Source organism: Streptomyces sp. NPDC006691 (assembly GCF_042869955.1).
Taxonomy (GTDB): Bacteria; Actinomycetota; Actinomycetes; order Streptomycetales; family Streptomycetaceae; genus Streptomyces.
This window is the reverse complement of the sequence record NZ_JBIAGW010000012.1, coordinates 58093-73517: the sequence shown is the minus strand read 5'-3', so window position 1 is coordinate 73517 and position 15425 is coordinate 58093. Positions and strand designations below refer to the sequence as shown.

At 70.2% G+C, this 15425-nt stretch carries 14 protein-coding genes; 9 read left to right on the top strand and 5 right to left on the bottom strand.

The window, feature by feature from the left end; genetic code table 11:
- The 5 genes from ACFYNP_RS24790 (at nucleotide 1) to ACFYNP_RS24770 (ending at nucleotide 6125) form a co-directional block, all read left to right on the top strand.
- Entirely contained in the window at nucleotides 1-2037 is a 2037-nt protein-coding gene (locus tag ACFYNP_RS24790) for a condensation domain-containing protein (RefSeq protein ID WP_388788232.1), read from the top strand.
- Nucleotides 2034-3281: an aminotransferase class I/II-fold pyridoxal phosphate-dependent enzyme gene (locus ACFYNP_RS24785; RefSeq protein ID WP_388788229.1), complete on the top strand. Its 1248-nt coding sequence runs from the start codon at nucleotides 2034-2036 to the stop codon at nucleotides 3279-3281. Before ACFYNP_RS24790 ends, ACFYNP_RS24785 begins: the two co-directional genes overlap by 4 nt.
- A gap of 83 nt (nucleotides 3282-3364) precedes the next feature.
- Nucleotides 3365-3652: an acyl carrier protein gene (locus tag ACFYNP_RS24780; protein ID WP_388409707.1), complete on the top strand. Its 288-nt coding sequence runs from the start codon at nucleotides 3365-3367 to the stop codon at nucleotides 3650-3652.
- An 85-nt stretch (nucleotides 3653-3737) separates the two neighbouring features.
- Entirely contained in the window at nucleotides 3738-4499 is a 762-nt protein-coding gene (locus tag ACFYNP_RS24775; RefSeq protein WP_388408709.1) for an SDR family NAD(P)-dependent oxidoreductase, read from the top strand.
- Between the two features lie 369 nt (nucleotides 4500-4868).
- Nucleotides 4869-6125 carry an MFS transporter gene (locus tag ACFYNP_RS24770; RefSeq protein WP_388788226.1) on the top strand — a complete coding sequence of 419 codons (1257 nt, stop codon included), beginning with the start codon at nucleotides 4869-4871 and terminating at the stop codon, nucleotides 6123-6125.
- A 291-nt stretch (nucleotides 6126-6416) separates the two neighbouring features.
- On the opposite strand, the gene ACFYNP_RS24765 is transcribed toward ACFYNP_RS24770, so the two are convergent.
- Nucleotides 6417-7151 carry an alpha/beta hydrolase gene (locus ACFYNP_RS24765; RefSeq protein WP_388788223.1) on the bottom strand — a complete coding sequence of 245 codons (735 nt, stop codon included), beginning with the start codon at nucleotides 7149-7151 and terminating at the stop codon, nucleotides 6417-6419.
- 382 nt (nucleotides 7152-7533) lie between these two features.
- Here ACFYNP_RS24765 and ACFYNP_RS24760 point away from each other — a divergent pair, with 382 nt between their 5' ends.
- Together ACFYNP_RS24760 and ACFYNP_RS24755 are read left to right on the top strand one after the other, a co-directional pair.
- A complete protein-coding gene (locus ACFYNP_RS24760) occupies nucleotides 7534-7935 on the top strand; it encodes a PH domain-containing protein (RefSeq protein WP_388788221.1) in 402 nt (133 codons plus the stop codon).
- A 61-nt stretch (nucleotides 7936-7996) separates the two neighbouring features.
- Nucleotides 7997-8575 (top strand): 1,4-alpha-glucan branching protein, encoded by a 579-nt coding sequence (locus ACFYNP_RS24755; RefSeq protein ID WP_388408699.1) that lies wholly within the window; start codon nucleotides 7997-7999, stop codon nucleotides 8573-8575.
- Nucleotides 8576-8698: 123 nt separating this feature from the next.
- Here ACFYNP_RS24755 and ACFYNP_RS24750 read toward each other — a convergent pair whose 3' ends face one another.
- The 4 genes from ACFYNP_RS24750 to ACFYNP_RS24735 form a co-directional block, all read right to left on the bottom strand.
- A complete protein-coding gene (locus tag ACFYNP_RS24750) occupies nucleotides 8699-9301 on the bottom strand; it encodes a hypothetical protein (RefSeq protein ID WP_388408696.1) in 603 nt (200 codons plus the stop codon).
- 147 nt (nucleotides 9302-9448) lie between these two features.
- On the bottom strand, nucleotides 9449-10006 hold the full coding sequence (locus ACFYNP_RS24745) for a GNAT family N-acetyltransferase (RefSeq protein ID WP_388788218.1): 558 nt from the start codon (nucleotides 10004-10006) through the stop codon (nucleotides 9449-9451).
- Between the two features lie 83 nt (nucleotides 10007-10089).
- Entirely contained in the window at nucleotides 10090-10980 is an 891-nt protein-coding gene (locus ACFYNP_RS24740; RefSeq protein ID WP_388788215.1) for a GNAT family N-acetyltransferase, read from the bottom strand.
- 140 nt (nucleotides 10981-11120) lie between these two features.
- Entirely contained in the window at nucleotides 11121-11969 is an 849-nt protein-coding gene (locus ACFYNP_RS24735; RefSeq protein ID WP_388788212.1) for a TetR/AcrR family transcriptional regulator, read from the bottom strand.
- Between the two features lie 116 nt (nucleotides 11970-12085).
- On the opposite strand from ACFYNP_RS24735, the gene ACFYNP_RS24730 reads away from it, so the two are divergent.
- Both ACFYNP_RS24730 and ACFYNP_RS24725 read left to right on the top strand, forming a co-directional pair.
- The gene (locus ACFYNP_RS24730) at nucleotides 12086-12973 is read left to right on the top strand and encodes a siderophore-interacting protein (RefSeq protein WP_388788208.1); all 888 of its coding nucleotides are present in this window, start codon (nucleotides 12086-12088) and stop codon (nucleotides 12971-12973) included.
- Complete coding sequence (locus ACFYNP_RS24725) at nucleotides 12970-15321, top strand: ATP-binding cassette domain-containing protein (RefSeq protein WP_388788204.1); 2352 nt, start codon at nucleotides 12970-12972, stop codon at nucleotides 15319-15321. Before ACFYNP_RS24730 ends, ACFYNP_RS24725 begins: the two co-directional genes overlap by 4 nt.
- Nucleotides 15322-15425 lie beyond the last annotated feature (104 nt).

Below are 15425 nucleotides of genomic sequence, written 5' to 3'. Positions count from 1 at the left end.
GTGAACCACCTTCACCAACCGGCTCCGAGCCCAGTCACCGCCACGCGCGGCGGGCCGCTGACCTGGATCCAGCAGTGGCACTGGTTCGAGCACACCATCCCCGCGCAGCGCCGGGTCAACCCGACGCCGCTCGCGGACCACTGCCACGTCCCGCCCTCGGTCACCGTCGCCGACGTGCTCGCGGCGCTCGCGTCCCTCACCGCCCGGCACGAGGCGCTGCGCACCACCGTCGACCCGCTCCGCCCGATCCAGCACGTCCACCGCCCGGACTGGGCTCCGCTGCCCGTCGACTACGCCGACGTCCCCGACGCCGACGCCGACACCCTGGAGGCGGCCACAGCGGCTCTGGCCGCCCGCCCGATCGACCCCGAGCGGCACCCGCCCTGGCTCGCGCGGGTGCTGCTCAGGGCCGGGAAGCCGCTCGCGGTCGTGATCGCGGCCCACCACGTACTGATCGACGGCTGGGGTCTCGCGGTGCTGATCGACCAGCTGCACGCTCAACTGTGCGGTGGCGAGGCGGTGTTGGAGGCATATCCGCACCCTCTCGACATGGTTGCCACCCAGCCCCTGGAACGCGCCCGCGCGGCCGAGCTCGAATGGCTCACGCGTCTCGCGAGCAACCCGGCCGGCGTGCTGGCCCCCTTCGGCGGGACCGACGACGGCACCGGGCGCCATCGTCTTCAGCACCGCTCGGTGGACGCGTACGCCGACCTCGACCGTCTGGCCCGTCGTCATCGGGCGAGCCCGGAGGCCGTCGTGCTCGCGGCGCTGGCCCACGACATCGCCACCCGCACCGGCGAACACCGGTTCCTCGCGTCCGTGGTCGTGTCCAACCGCGCCCGCGCCGCGCTGCGGAACAGCATCGGCGTCCGGGCCCTGACGGTCCCGGTACAGATCGACCTCCGCCCGGGTGCGGCGTTCGGCGAAGTGGTCGCCTCCGTCGCCGCAGCCTCCGCCGCGGCCTACCGGCACGGCCAGTGGCGCCCCGCCGAACTGGTCGCGTCCCAGGCGCGAATGGACCGTCGCCGCGGCGTCGTGACCGTACCCACCATCGAGTACAACTGCTACTCGTGGCCACGCGGCTATCTGGTCCCCGCGCAGTACCGGCCGCCGGACGGGACCGCCACCTGGATCACGAGTGCACCCGACGAACCCTGCGAGACGCTCTACGTGGACCTCGGCCGGGACGAGGGGGTCGTCACCCTCGACGTCACCGTCGGAGACCATCTGCTCGACGCCGAGCAAGCCCTGGAGCTGCCGGTCCGGTTGTGCGGTCTTCTGCGCGTGCTCGCCGACGGTGCCGAGTGCCCGGTGCCGGAACGGCCCCTCACCCCCGCCGCCCCCGGATGGTGGCGCGCCCCGCAGGGCTGGGTGCGCCTGGCCGACGTCGAGGAGGTGTTGCGCGGTCATCCAGGCGTGCACGCGGTGACGGTGGCGCCCGGCGGGGAGACCGCGGGGGAGTGCGAGGCGCCCACGGGGGAGGGCGAGGAGAGGAAGGGGGAGCGCGCGGGGACGAGGGGGGAGGGCGGCGGACCGCACCTCGTGGCGTACGTCCGCATCACCCCCGGCGTCACCCCCGGCGACCTGCACCGCCACGTTCTGGACCACCTCGGCGAAGTGCCCGGTCTGGTGGCCCCGAGGCGTTACGTCCTGAGCCCGGCGGCCGACCCCGAACCCGGCGGGCTCTGCGACCGGCCGGACACCGCCACCGACGGTACGGAAGCCCTGTTGATCCCGTCGCGCCCGGCCGCGACGTGCGCCGAACGGGCGTTGGCGGCCGCCGTGGCCTCCGTCGTGCCCGGCGGTCTGCCGGCCGGCACCCTCGACAGCCCCGACGCCGTGGACATGCACCGCAGCCTCGCCGACCACGGCGTGACGCTGGTCGCAGTACCACAACTACTCGCGCTGCTCCGCCAGTTCGGCTTCACCGGGATCGCGTCGGACGAGCTGGCCGGAACGGCCTCGCTCGGCCATCTCGCCGCAGCCCTGGAGCCCCTACCGCCCCGCGACCCCCGTGGAGGAGATACCTCACCATGACCGCGTCCCACATCGCCGCACAGTCCGTGGACCGCCTGGCCCCGTGGGCCTTCGGCGCCTTCGTCGAGGCGAACACGCACGACACGGCCTACCGCCCGCCCGTGGTGGACGGCCCCGTCGGACCGACCATCGTCCGCAACGGCCGCGAGCTGGTGAACTTCGCCAGCATCAGCTTCCTCGATCTGGAGCGCCACATCCCCGTACAACGCCATTTCGCGGAGGGGGCACTCGCCCACGGCTTGAGCACCAGCGGATCCAGGATGACGCAGGGGATCTGCCGCCCGCACCAAGTACTTGAGGACACGATCGCCCGTCACACCGGCAAGGAACGGGTCATCAGTTTCGCCACGGGGCTCCTCGCCAACATCGGGTTCGTCCACGCCATGAGCAGTTCCGCGCACTTCGACGCCGGGATCGAAGTGCGCAACCGCGACACCGTTTTCGTCGTCGACCGTGATGTCCACTGGAGCATCTGGAAGGGCCTGGAGGGACTCGACTACGGACGCAACGTCCATGCGTTCCGGCACAACGACGTCTCCGATCTGGCGCGCATCCTGGACCGGGTCAGCGCCCGCAAGACCGTCGTGATCGCCGAGAGCATCTACTCGGCCGACGGCACCATGGGGCCCATCGTCGACATCCTCGACGCGTGCGACCGGCACGGCGCCGTCAGCATGATCGACGACGCGAACGGGTTCATGGTGTACGGGCCCGAGAACCGTCCGTACGCGCGGGAAGCGGCCGCGATCCGGGAGCGGGCCGACTTCGTCATGGTGTCCCTCTCGAAGGCCATCGGTCTGGAAGGCGGTGCGATCGCCGGGCCGGCCGCGGCCATCGACGCCTTCGAACTGCTCTCCGGCACCTCGATGTTCACGGCCGCCATCCAACCGCCCACCGCCCATGCGGCGACGCACACGATCGACGCCCTCGCCGGCGATCCGGCGATCGTCGACGACTACTTGGCGCATGCCGCACGCTTCCGCCGACAGATGCACGAGGCGGACACGCCGACCACGCCGACCGAGTCGTACATGCTCTCGGTGCCGATCGGGAACGACGCCGCCGCCCTTCAGATGCGGGAGTGGTTCGTCGAGGACGGCTACCTCGTGCCGGTCTTCTCCTACCCTGCCGTCTCGCGCAACCGGGCGCTCCTGCGCCTGTTCCCGCACGCCGGCCACACCGAGGAGCAGATGGACGGCTTCCTGCGCACCCTTCTCACCTACCGGCGCCGCCTCGGGATCTGACCTCACCGCCGCGGTTCGGCCCGTCGTCCGGTGACCGTCTCATGTCGCCCCCCCCTCAAGCCTCAAGAAGGAGAAGCCCCGTGGTGAACAACACCGACAACACCGGCAACACCGTTCGTGCTACCGGCAGTACGGGCAACACCGACATCCTGACCACCCTTGCCGAGATCGTCGAAGAGGTCGCCGGGGTCGACTCCGCCGCGGTGACCGCCGAGAAGTCCTTCGTGGACGATCTCGACATCGACTCCCTGTCGATGGTGGAGATCTCCGTGGCGCTTGAGGACAGCTTTCGGGTGAAGATCCCCGATGACCTGATCACGGAGCTGAAGACCGTCGGCGACACCGTGAGCTACATCGCCGACCACCGATGACCACCGGCGGACGGCCCAGCCGTCGGACCGCACCGACTGCTCGCCCCCTCCAGGTCAACATCACGGCTCTATCCGGGAGTTGGGCGTGAGCATCCTGGAACGCTTCCGCCTCGACGGCCGCGTCGCCGTGGTCACCGGTGCCTCCTCCGGGCTCGGGGTCGCCTTCGCCACGGCGGTGGCCGAGGCCGGCGCCGATGTCGTACTCGGGGCGCGGCGCACCGAGAGGCTGGAGGCAGTGCGCGCGGCCGTCGAGGAACGCGGCCGCCGCGCCATCGCGGTGCACACCGACGTCGCCGAACCGGAGGACTGCCGGGCGCTGGTCGACGCGGCTGTGCGAGCCTTCGGACGGGTGGACATTCTCGTCAACAACGCCGGGATCAGCAGTGAGCTGCCCGCGACGGAGGAGACCCCGGAGCAGTTCCGCGAGGTCATCGACATCAACCTCAACGGGGCTTACTGGATGGCTCAGGCGGCGGGCGCGGTGATGCCGCCCGGCAGCGCCATCGTCAACATCTCCAGCATCCTCGCGCTGGTCACCGGCGGTCTGCCGCAGGCCGCCTACTCGGCGTCGAAAGCCGGCCTGCTCGGCCTCACCCGAGATCTCGCCCAGCAGTGGACGCCCGGCAAGGGCATCCGCGTAAACGCCCTGGCGCCGGGCCTCTTCACCTCCGAGATGACCGACGGCTACGGCGAGGGCTATCTGGAGGCGGTGATGCCACGGGTGCTGTCAGGTCGCATCGGGCAGCCGGAGGAACTCGCCGCGGCTCTGGTCTTCCTGGTCTCCGACGCGTCGTCCTACATCACCGGCACCACCCTCACGGTCGACGGAGGTACGCACATCGCCTAGTGACGAGCGGGGGTGGGACACACGGATGGGCCACACGGATGGGCGGCACGGATGGGCGGCACTTGGCGGCGACCGCACCGGGCAGCGGGACCGCGGGTGCGGAACGGGGTCGCGGCGCCGATCCTGCCCGGCCGAGCGGTGTGCTCGTCGGAAGCGAGGGGACGTGGTCAAGTTGTTGATCAGTGCGAGGGACACGCTTTCCCGTCCGGGTTCACCCGGACGTGACCAGGATGGCGACGACGCGCCATGTATCGAGTCGACGAATCAACTGGCTTGTGGGTCAGGCCAGTTGGCATTGCACGGCCGCATGGCTGACGACGGTCCGCCGTGCGGTGGCACCGATGCGCGCGGCGCCCCGGGGAACCGGCGATGACGGCGGAGCCGACCGCCCGTTCCCTACCGCGTGAGCCGCTCGGCGACGCGCACCTGCGCCGTCTGATCGTGGGCCAGGGCCTGGCGGCCGTGGTCGATGCGCTGTTCCTCATATGGCTCACGCTCTTCGTACTGAAGCTGTCGGAACCCGGGATGGCCACAGGATTCGTCCTCGTGGCCGTGGCGCTGCCACGAGCGGCGCTGCTGCTCCCCGCGGGAGTGCTGGTCGACCGCCTCGGCCCCGCCCGAATCGCGGCCGGTGCCGCCTGGCTCCGCGTCGCGGTCCTGCTGGCCCTCTGCGCCCTGGTCACCTTGACCTCGCCGACGGTGACGGCGGTCGCGCTGCTCGCCGCACTGCTCGGTGTCGCCGACGCCGCGTACTTCCCCGCGGCCCTTGCCCTGCTGCCCGGCGTCGTGCCCACCGACAGGCTTGCCCGGGTCAACGCGCTGGTGCAGGGCGCGGAGTCCGGGGGCGACCTGATCGGCCCGGCAGTGGCCGCCGGAGTCATCGCCGTAGTCGGCTTCGACGCGACGCTCGGGGGGATCGCGGCGCTGGCCGCGCTGGCCGCCGTCGCCCTGAGCATGCCCATCCGCGCGATACGGCGCGGCGAATCCGCCGGGGACCTTGCTGATCCGGAGCCCGCCGAGGGTGAGCAGCTCAGCACCGCACGTGCCCTCGGCGGGGGCTTGAGCTACGCCTGGCGTGAGCCGGTGGTGCGAGGGATGCTGGCGGCCATCGCCCTGATCAATATCGCGGTGGTGGGCCCCGTGCTGGTCGGGGGCGCTGTGCTCGCCGATCAACGGCTGGGCGGCGCCGGCTCTTTGGGCATCGTGCTCTCCGGCTTCGGTGCCGGATCGCTGGCCGGGTCGCTCGTGGCGGGGTGGCGACCACCGGCCCGGCGGGGCTGGACGGTGGCCGGCGGGGTCGCCGCGATCGGCGCGGGCATGGCCGGACTGGCGGCCGTGGACGATGTCGTCGCCGCCACGGCGGTGGTCTCCCTGATCGGCCTCGGCTCCGCGTTCCTCGGAGTGGTCGTCGTGGCCACGCTCCAGGAGCGAGTTCCGCAGAAATTGCTGGGCCGTGTGCTCAGCCTCGTCGTCCTTGCCACGGTGGCGTTCGACCCGTTCTCCTACATGCTTGCCGGAGTCCTCGTTCCGCTCGGCACGACGGTGCTGTTCCTGGTGTGCGGCAGCGCCGTCCTGGTGTGTGCCGCCCTGGTCGCCCTGAGCCCCGCGATCCGCTCCCTGCGGTGACCGCGCCGCTCAACGAGGATGCCGCTCAACGAGGCTACTGAGACAACTGTCGCAAGGTGAGGCCGAGTTCACCCCAGTCTTCGCGCTGCCGCCGGAACCCTCCCGGACGCGAGCGACAGTGATGTCGGCATCGCCATGGCCCGGGGCGCATACGGGCCGCAGCACGGGCTCCTGCCGAGAGTTCGGCAGGAGCCCGTGCTGCGGTGAACGGCGCAAGGACGGCACCGCCCTCGATGAGTGGCGGTGCCGGCGACTTCAGCTAGCTCTCGCCGCCGACCTGGCGGTTCGACCTCACTTCAGGTGGCGGGTGAAGAACTGGGCGGCGGCTTCCCCCGCGTACTGCGGGACGCCGGTGTGCCCGCCCAGATGGGCGTGCAGGGACTTCTCCTGGGAGCCGAACGCGTCGAACAAGTCCAGGGCCGCCCGCCGATCGTTCCCTTCGTCGTCCCACTGCAGCAGGACGTGCAGCGGAATGGTGACCCGGCGGGCCTCCTCGAACATGGCGCGCGGGACGAAGCTCCCCGCGAAGAGGCCGGCGGCCACGATGCGGGGCTCGACCACCGCGAGCCGGACTCCGATGGAGATCACTCCTCCCGAGTATCCGACCGGGCCGCTGATCTCGGGCAGTGCCAGGAGGTCGTCCAGGGCGGCCCGCCATTCGGGGACCGCCTTGTCGACCAGCGGGAGGATGAGGGCGTCAATGATCTCGTCGCTGACCGGTTCGCCGGCCTTCAGAGCCCGGCGCAGCTCGGCGCGCGCCTGCTCGGCGGCGGGCCAACGAGGCCGTTCGCCGCTGCCCGGCAGCTCGATGGTGGCCGTGGCGAAGCCGTCTGCCGCCGCGTGCCGGGCTCGGGCCACCAGTCGGGGGTACACCTTGCCCAGCCCGAGGGGAGGGGGACCGAGCAGGATCAGCGGCGTCGGGGCGGACGCGGACGCGGGTGTCCACAGGATGCCGGGGATCCCGCCGAGGGTGAAGGCGCGTTCGCGGACGCCGTCGTCGAGATGTTGATCGGAAGTGAAGTGCATGATCGTGCCTTTCGGGAGTGCACAGGAATGGCGCTCCCGGACGACCTGACTATCGCCCGACCGTGGCCCCGGAGGGGAGCACCCATGTCGATACTGCGTTCACGGGTACCACCTCCTCGATCTCTCGCACGGCCTCGGCAAACATAGCAGCGCCCGTCCGCGTTCCCAACGGGTTATTTCTGAGCCTCCCTGGTGGGCGCCGGAGAGATGCCAGGGTCGGCTGCGTGTGGGGCGGTCGCTGTACGGAAGGGCCGTCGTCCCGTGTGCGCACCCCCATGGGATTGACCAATGGATTGACCAGACCGGGGGGGGCTCACCATGTCGGCATGACTGACCAGGGTGGGGATCCGGTTTCCGTGTGGCGCGTGGACGATCCGGGCTGTTGGCGGGGTACGTGATTCCGGCGGTGGTCGCGGTGCGCCCATTGGTCTGCTGGGGCTGGTGGTTGCTGGATCCGGAGGCGGCGACGGCTCGGTCGGTCGGCCTGTGGTCGGCGCTGGCTGCGGGGTTCGCGCTCTTCTTCTGGTGGTTGCTTCTTCGGGTCCGGTTGGAGGTCGGACCCGAAGAGATCATCGCCGTAAACCCAGGGGGGACCCAACGGTTGAGGGTGGAGGAGGTTGCCTCGGTGCGGCTGGGGACATGGGGCGCCGAGTTCTGCCACGTCGACGGCTTCAAGACCACGGCCTACGCGTTGAGCCACTCGGCCGGCGGAAGGCCGCAGGACCTGCGCTTGGAGCAAGTGCGGGCGGCACTCGGCGCGGGGCCCGCCGTGAAACCGCGGTGACGCTCGGTACGATCACATCCCGTTCAAGGGCGGGCCGACACCTACACGCGGGGGAGTTCACATGGCCGTCATCCACCACACCACCATGACGCCCACCAAGCTGGAGCTGCTCACCGGCTGGCTGCCGAGGCAGAGCTGGTACGCGGGCGATCGAGAAGCCCCGGCGCTGGTCAAGGCAGGAGGGTTCCGCTTGGACGATCCGGACGGCGAGGTCGGGATCGAGTTCATGGTCGTGGTCGACGCCGGCCCGCAGCGGCCGGTGGCGTATCTGGTGCCACTGGCCTATCGCGATGCGGCCCTGGAGGGTGCCCCGGCGGAGGCGTTGATCGGCACGTCCGAGCACGGCGTGCTCGGCACCCGCTGGATCTACGACGGTGTCCAAGACCCGGTGGTCATGGCGCAGGTGCGCGCCCTCCTGCGGGGCGAGGCGGCGCCGCAGCAGCAGAACGAGAGCGACGCCCCCGACCCGACCGTCACCGTGCACGGATCGGGCCCGGCCGAAGGGCTCGACGTTCGGGTCAACCGGCTGCTGGGGTCGGGGGAGGACGCTGAGCCGTCCTCCGTGCGCCTCGTAGCCGGGTGGACGTGGCCGGACGGAACAGCCGCGCGGGGCGTATTCATGGCCGTCGCTCAGCGTTGACCCGGGCCTGGTTGAACAGGTGGCGGGCCCCGGCCGGCGGCCCGCACGCCGATTGCGTGGCGCAGTGCGGCGGGAAGGCCTGGGGCGTACGCCCGCGTACCTCCCTCCCGGGTGCACCCTCCATCACTGGGCACGCCAACTGGCCGAGCCCCAGGCCCCGTTGTGACGCACACAGCCGCCGTCCGCGACCACCAGGCCCTCGCCGGTCTGGCGGCCGGGCCGCAAGGACAGGGCGATGCCGTGGTCGTCGGTGGTGCGGATGGTTTGCAGACCGCTTTCTCTACCGGTGACCGGGTCGGTCCCCGGACCGATGGTCACCTTCCATCCTCGCGAGGACCAGTGCTCGCGAAGGCGGTCGACGGCCGCCCGATAGCCGGCGTCGCCGTCCGCGAAGTCCGGAGCCCAGGAAACGGACGGCTGGTCCCGGGTGACGCCATCCCGGTCGACACCGAGGTCGTCCACGCAGGATGCGCTGGTGCTGGAGCTTCCCAAGGTCACCGAGCTCGGATTCGACCCCAGGAACAGCACGGCCTCCTCGCCGGCGGCTTCGGTGTCACGTACGTGTTGCAGGAACTGCGCCTCGGAACGGACCGTCCCGCCCGATAGCGCCGTGCAGCCCTTGGCGAGCCCCACGATGAGGAGCACCACGACGGCCCCGGCAGTGGAAAGCCCCAGGACCTGGTACCGGAGGCGGGAAGTGGGTGCGGCGGGAGGAGTCGTCGTCATGACGCCATCCGAACACCGCCACCCGGGGCGACGACACCGTCGCCCTACTCAGTTCTGGTACTCAGAACGGCCCGGGTGCCCAGCTGCTGTGGTGGTCGGGGCGGGCCGCCGCACAGCCCCAGGGAGGCGCGAGGCGAGAACTTGAGCTCAGCCCAGATCGAGCAGCATCGCGTCATGCAGATCCCCGCCCTCACCCCCAAGCCGCGCCTCGCCGATCTTGCGGTATCCCCACGACCGGTAGGCCGTCGGTGCCGCCTCGCTCGCCGGGTGGACGTTCAACAGCACCCGCTCGGCTCCGGTACCGTCGAGCAGGGTCTCGTGCAGTCGCCGTGCCACCCCCTGGCCGCGCCACGCTACGCGGACAGCGAGCTCCATGAGTCCGAACGTGCGGTGCCCGTTCTCGCGCCGCATGTCGTCGGACACGGGCTCGGTGAGCTCGTCCCACCACACCGTGTCGGGCCCGAGAAGGCATCCGTAGGCCATGCCGACCGGCTCGCCCTCCGAGTTTCGGGCCAGAACGGCGCGGAAGGCGAGCCTGCGCGTCACTGCGGGGAAGTGGCGGAAGGCTGCGGCGACATCGTCCGCGGTCTCGCGGTAGGGAGGCTCAGCGAACGCTTCGGCGTAGACCAGCTTGAACGCGTCAGCGGCTATGACCGCGGCCGCTCCGTCCATGGGCGTTGTCGAGATGGTGTCTCGCTGCGGCATGTGGGTCTCCGGGGATGGTCAATGGTTGGTGTGTCCGTCGCTGATCTCGTCGTCCGGCAGCAGCAGCCGTGGCCCGGCTCGGGTCAGAGGAAGTGCCCGCTGGCGAGGTAGGGCGCGGGAACGGGCATGCCGCGTACTGCGATATAGCCTTCCTGGCCGATGTCGAGCCGTGCGGCCAGGCCGACGTCGATCGCCCACTCATTGGGAGTGGTGATGCAGTTGACCAAGGTCGATCCTTGCGACGAGGCGAGTGCTTCCCACAACAGTTGCTGTGCCGTTCCGGGGTCCGAGGCGGCCAGCAGCGACGCACGCCCACGGTCGTCGAGGTAGACGTATCCGGGCGTCGACCGGTCGCGACTGACGACGAGCCGCAGTGTGTCGAGCATGTAGTCGTGGTCCGGCCCGTGGCCCGCCACACGCAGGCTCTGATCGAGCTCGTCCATCCAGGCGAAGTCATCGGTTCGGCCCTCCCGGAGGCCGTCGACCACGGGAAGAGTGGACCGGTCCACGGTGCCGACCATGCGCATCTGCGGGTGGAGCGAGAACTCCGCCGCCCGGTACCGACGTGTGGCGCCGGGATGCACGCTGGAGGAGAAGATGCCGGGCCGCCCGCCGGCATGGGCGAGGGCGGCATCCAACAGCCGCTTGCCGATGCCCTGTCCTTGATGGCTGGGCAATACGCCGTAGGTGGCGAGGAACCACAGGTCGCCGCGGTTCTGCGACATGGCGAACCCCACTGCTCCGGCGGCTCCGGCCGCCTCGTCAACCGCGACCCAGCATCCCTCCGGATCCACGTTCAGGAAGAAGCGCATACGGTCGATCCACTGCTTGGAGGCGGCTGCGGACCGGGGCTCCGGCTCCGGATCGCTGACCCGCCTGGTGCCGCGCTCCGACTCGAAGAACGTCACGGCCGAAGCCGCCTCCGCAGAGGGGAGATCGTCCTCCCGCAACAGCCTGATCCGTACGGATTCCATTCCGCGAGCGTAGCCATCGGCGAGGCCGGGACGCATGCGCTTTTCCCGCTGGGGGTGGCTGTCGGCCCGATCGCCGATGCGGTGGTGGTCGGATTGGCGCTTCCCGGAACGACCCATCGCGAGTGGTGGATGCGGGGCGATTACGGTCTCCGCGGAGTCGCACGGGTCGGGTTGCCGAGGCCGGGCCGATCGGCCGAGGCGATCCCGTCAAGGATGAGTTCCAGGCCGGTCCGGAAGGCCTCCCGCGCCTCCCGCTCCAAGTACGGTGTCGTGTCGGCCAGTTCCTCCCGCCCGTCGTCGGCGGCGGCAGCGGTGGCGTGTGACTCCAGGGCCGCAAGGGCCGGGAAGCGCTCGGCGAAGTCCGGGGCCACCTCGGCGAGGAGGGCCGTCCGCTCCGCCCACCATTCCTCGTCGGACACCCCGGTCTCCGGCGCCGCTTGGCGGCGTTCCGCGGCGATGCGGGCCATCCCCCGGATGAATTGGAACAGCACGGCGATGACCCGGCGGGTCCGCAACGGGTCCAGGCCGACGCCCCCCATGATCCGTACCACCGTCTCCAACTGCGTGTACTCACCCGGCCCGAGCACCGGCCTGGCCTGGGACACCTGGAGCACCCATGGATGCCGTAGATAGAACGCCCAGGTGTCCTCGGCCCACTCCGCGATCGCCTCGCGCCACCCCGCGGCGGTGTCGTATTCGGTCGGCAGCTCGGCCAGCACGCGGTCGTGCATGAGATCGACCAGCTCGCTCTTGCTCGGCACATAGGTGTAGAGCGCCATGGCCGTCCGGCCCAGCCAAGTCCCTACCGCACGCATCGACAGAGCGGCCATTCCCTGCTCATCGGCGACGGCGATGCCCGCGGCCACGATCGTGTCGACATCGAGTCCGGGCTTGGGTCCGGGGGCGGCCCTGGTGCCCCGGGAACTGGCCGAGCGCCAGAGCAGAGCCATCGAACGACGGGCGTCGCCCTGTCCGGCAAAGATAACCACCTTGCAACTCCTTACGGCATAAAGTAACGTCGTCCGGCGCATCCCTTTACGGTGTAAAGATATCAGGTGGACCCGAGGTATCGCCTCGGGATGCCAGCACTCTTGGAAGGTTCTCGATGGCAGCGCTCCCTGTTTCCTTCATCCAGGTCACCGACATCACCCGCATCACCCCGCGCACGGCCCGAGTCACCTTCGACGCGGACCGGATCGACGACTCCGTCGGCCGCACTCCGGACCAGCAGGTCAAGCTCTGTTTCCCGCGGCCCGGCCAGCGCACCCCCGTCCTGCCGGAACAGAACGACGATGCGACCGGCTGGTACCAGGCCTTTCTGGCCATTCCGGAGAGTGAGCGGCCGTGGATGCGCAGCTTCACCATCCGCCGACGCCGGCCGGGAACCAACACCCTGGAAATCGACTTCGTTCTGCACGGGGACACCGGGCCGGCCACCAGCTGGGCCGGATCGGCCGGGCCCGGTGGCCGGCTCGGCATGGTCGGCCCGTCGTCGCTCTACTCCGCGCCCGTCTCCCTGACGGAATCGATCGCGAACTCCGACTGGCTGCTCCTGGCGGGCGACGAGACCGCGCTCCCGGCCATCGCCACCCTGCTTGAGGCACTGCCCGAACGATCCCGCGCCCTGGCCTTCATCGAAGTCGCCGACGCGGCGGAGCGGCAGGACCTCGGGACCGCCGCGGACGCCACCGTCAACTGGCTCTACCGCGACGGCACTTCGGCAGGCCGGAGCGACAAGCTGATCGACGCCGTACGCGAGGCCGAGTTCCTCCCCGGCCGCCCGTTCGCCTGGCTGGCCGGAGAGTCGGGGGCCGTCCGGGCACTCCGCCGTCATCTGGTCGACGACCGGGGACTGGACAAGCGCTCCATCGACTTCAGTGGCTACTGGCGGTTCCGGATGACCCAGGACGACGCGCCCACCGCGGAGGACATGGCCGAGGCGCAGGAGCGGCTCGCGGCGTTCCAGGCCTCCGCCGACAGCCATCAGGGATGAATGTCCGTGGCGGGGTCGGCACTCGGCTGTGCCGCGCTCCGCGGAGCCCCGCCCTTACCGCCCTTCGTACCAACCGAGGAGCACATGTGAGTACCGACGCCATCAAGGTGACCGGTGCACGGGAGAACAACCTCAAGAACGTCTCGGTGGAGATCCCGAAGGGGAGCTTGACGGTCTTCACCGGCGTCTCCGGCTCGGGCAAGTCCTCGCTGGTCTTCGACACCATCGCCGCCGAGGCCCGGCGCCAACTCAACGAGACCTTCACCGCCTTCGTCCGCAACTTCCTGCCCGACCACGGCCGTCCGGCCATGGACGCCATCGAGAACCTCTCCGCCGCGGTCGTCATCGACCAGCAGCGCCTGGGGGGCAATCCGCGCTCCACCGTGGGCACCGTCACGGACATCAACCCGCTGCTGCGGCTGCTGTTCTCACGCGCGGGTGACCCCGCGGGCCTGCCGACCAGCGCCTTCTCGTTCAACGACCCCCAAGGCATGTGCCCGGACTGCGAGGGACTGGGCAGGGTGGTGGAGCTCGACCTCGACTCCTTCGTCGATCGGAGCAAATCCCTCAACCAGGGCGCGCTGCTGCACCCCGACTTCTCCACGGACAGCTGGTACTGGCTGAGTTACGTGAGATCGGGCCTCTTCGACAACGACAAGCCCCTGGCCGACTTCACCGAGCAGGAGTTGCGCCTGCTGCTCCACGGTGAGATGCCACAGAAGCTGCGTCTCGACTGGCAGGGCAACGTGCTCAACGTCACGTACGAGGGTGTGGTGGCCAAGTTCACCAGGCTCTACATCAAGAAGGAGGACATGTCCGAGCGCAGCCGCCGGGTTTTCCAGCGGTTCGTACGCTCGGCCCCCTGCCGGGACTGCGCGGGCACCCGCCTCGCACCCGCCGCCCGTGCCGTCCGGATCGCCGGCCACCACATCGCCGACCTCACCTCCATGGACGTCGAGCGCCTGGGGGCGGTCCTGGCGGGGTTGGACGTGCCGCAGGTGAAACCGGTCCTCAAGGACCTGGTCTCCCGCCTTCGGCACCTGGTCGACATCGGTCTCGGCTACCTGAGCCTGGACCGGGAGACCAGGACGCTTTCGGGCGGCGAATCGCAACGGATCAAAATGGTCCGCCATCTGTCCAGCGGCCTGACCGACATGCTGTACGTCTTCGACGAACCGAGCGTCGGACTGCACGCGCGCGACGTGCACCGGCTCAGGGAACTCCTGCTCGAACTGCGGAACAAGGGCAACACGGTGCTTGTGGTGGAGCACGACCCGGATGTCATGGCGATCGCGGACCATCTGGTCGACATGGGCCCGAAGGCCGGGACGCTGGGTGGTGAGGTGGTGTACGAGGGCGGCTTCACGGGCCTCGTGGCCGCCGACACCCTCACCGGCCGCCACCTCCGCCACCGCCTGCCGATGAAGGCCGAGCCCCGTCGCCCGACCGGGGTGCTGACCGTCACCGGCGCGAACAGCCACAACCTCCGCGATGTCACGGTCGACTTCCCCACCGGTGTCCTGACCGTCGTCACCGGCGTGGCCGGGTCGGGGAAGAGCTCCCTCGTCAACGACGGCTTTCTGCCCCGGTACCCGGACGCGATCGTGATCGACCAGTCCGCGGTGACGGGCAGCCGGCGGTCCAACACAGCCACCTACACCGGACTCCTCGACCCGATCCGCAGATTGTTCGCCAAGGCCAACGGGGTCAGCGCGTCGCTGTTCAGCGCGAACTCGAAGGGCGCCTGTGCCAACTGCCAGGGCCTGGGCGTGCTCTACACCGACCTCGCGTTCCTGGAGACGCTGAAGTCCGTGTGCGAGGTCTGCCAGGGCCGTCGCTTCGCCGACGAAGTCCTCGGCCACCGGCTGCGCGGCCGATCGATCAGCGACGTACTCGCCATGACGGCGGCCGAGGCGCTGGACTTCTTCACCGAGCCCAAGCTCCGCCGAACCCTGCACGCGCTGAACGAGGTGGGTCTGAACTACGTGGGGCTCGGCCAGCCGCTCAGCACCCTGTCCGGTGGCGAGTGCCAGCGCCTCAAGCTCGCGGCCGATCTGCACCGCGTCGGCAGCGTCTACGTGATGGACGAGCCCACCACCGGCCTTCACATGGCCGACACCCACCGGCTGCTCGGCATCGTCGAGCGCCTCGTGGATCAGGGCAACACCGTGATCGTCATCGAGCACAACCTCGACATCGTCAAGAACGCCGACTGGATCATCGACCTCGGCCCCGAGGGCGGTGGTGGCGGTGGAAGGGTCCTGTTCGAGGGACCTCCGGCCGAACTCCTGAAGGCCACCGGCTCACACACCGCCGAGCACCTGCGCCGGGATCTTTCCGGCGCCTGACGCACGCGTCACCGCCGGTCACCGTGATGTTCGGCCCGGCCGCCGACCACGTCCGCCGACCAGGCTGCCCTCCCGTCGCCGGGGGAGACGGGCCGGGGCTCTGG

Bases quoted from the DNA above. Each gene is read 5' to 3' on its own strand.
- ACFYNP_RS24785 (WP_388788229.1), top strand. From the start codon at position 2,034: ATGACCGCGTCCCACATCGCCGCACAGTCCGTGGACCGCCTGGCCCCG.
- ACFYNP_RS24750 (WP_388408696.1), bottom strand. From the start codon at position 9,301: ATGACGACGACTCCTCCCGCCGCACCCACTTCCCGCCTCCGGTACCAG.
- ACFYNP_RS24745 (WP_388788218.1), bottom strand. From the start codon at position 10,006: ATGCCGCAGCGAGACACCATCTCGACAACGCCCATGGACGGAGCGGCC.
- ACFYNP_RS24770 (WP_388788226.1), top strand. From the start codon at position 4,869: ATGACGGCGGAGCCGACCGCCCGTTCCCTACCGCGTGAGCCGCTCGGC.
- ACFYNP_RS24730 (WP_388788208.1), top strand. From the start codon at position 12,086: ATGGCAGCGCTCCCTGTTTCCTTCATCCAGGTCACCGACATCACCCGC.
- ACFYNP_RS24740 (WP_388788215.1), bottom strand. From the start codon at position 10,980: ATGGAATCCGTACGGATCAGGCTGTTGCGGGAGGACGATCTCCCCTCT.
- ACFYNP_RS24765 (WP_388788223.1), bottom strand. From the start codon at position 7,151: ATGCACTTCACTTCCGATCAACATCTCGACGACGGCGTCCGCGAACGC.
- ACFYNP_RS24725 (WP_388788204.1), top strand. From the start codon at position 12,970: ATGAATGTCCGTGGCGGGGTCGGCACTCGGCTGTGCCGCGCTCCGCGG.
- ACFYNP_RS24755 (WP_388408699.1), top strand. From the start codon at position 7,997: ATGGCCGTCATCCACCACACCACCATGACGCCCACCAAGCTGGAGCTG.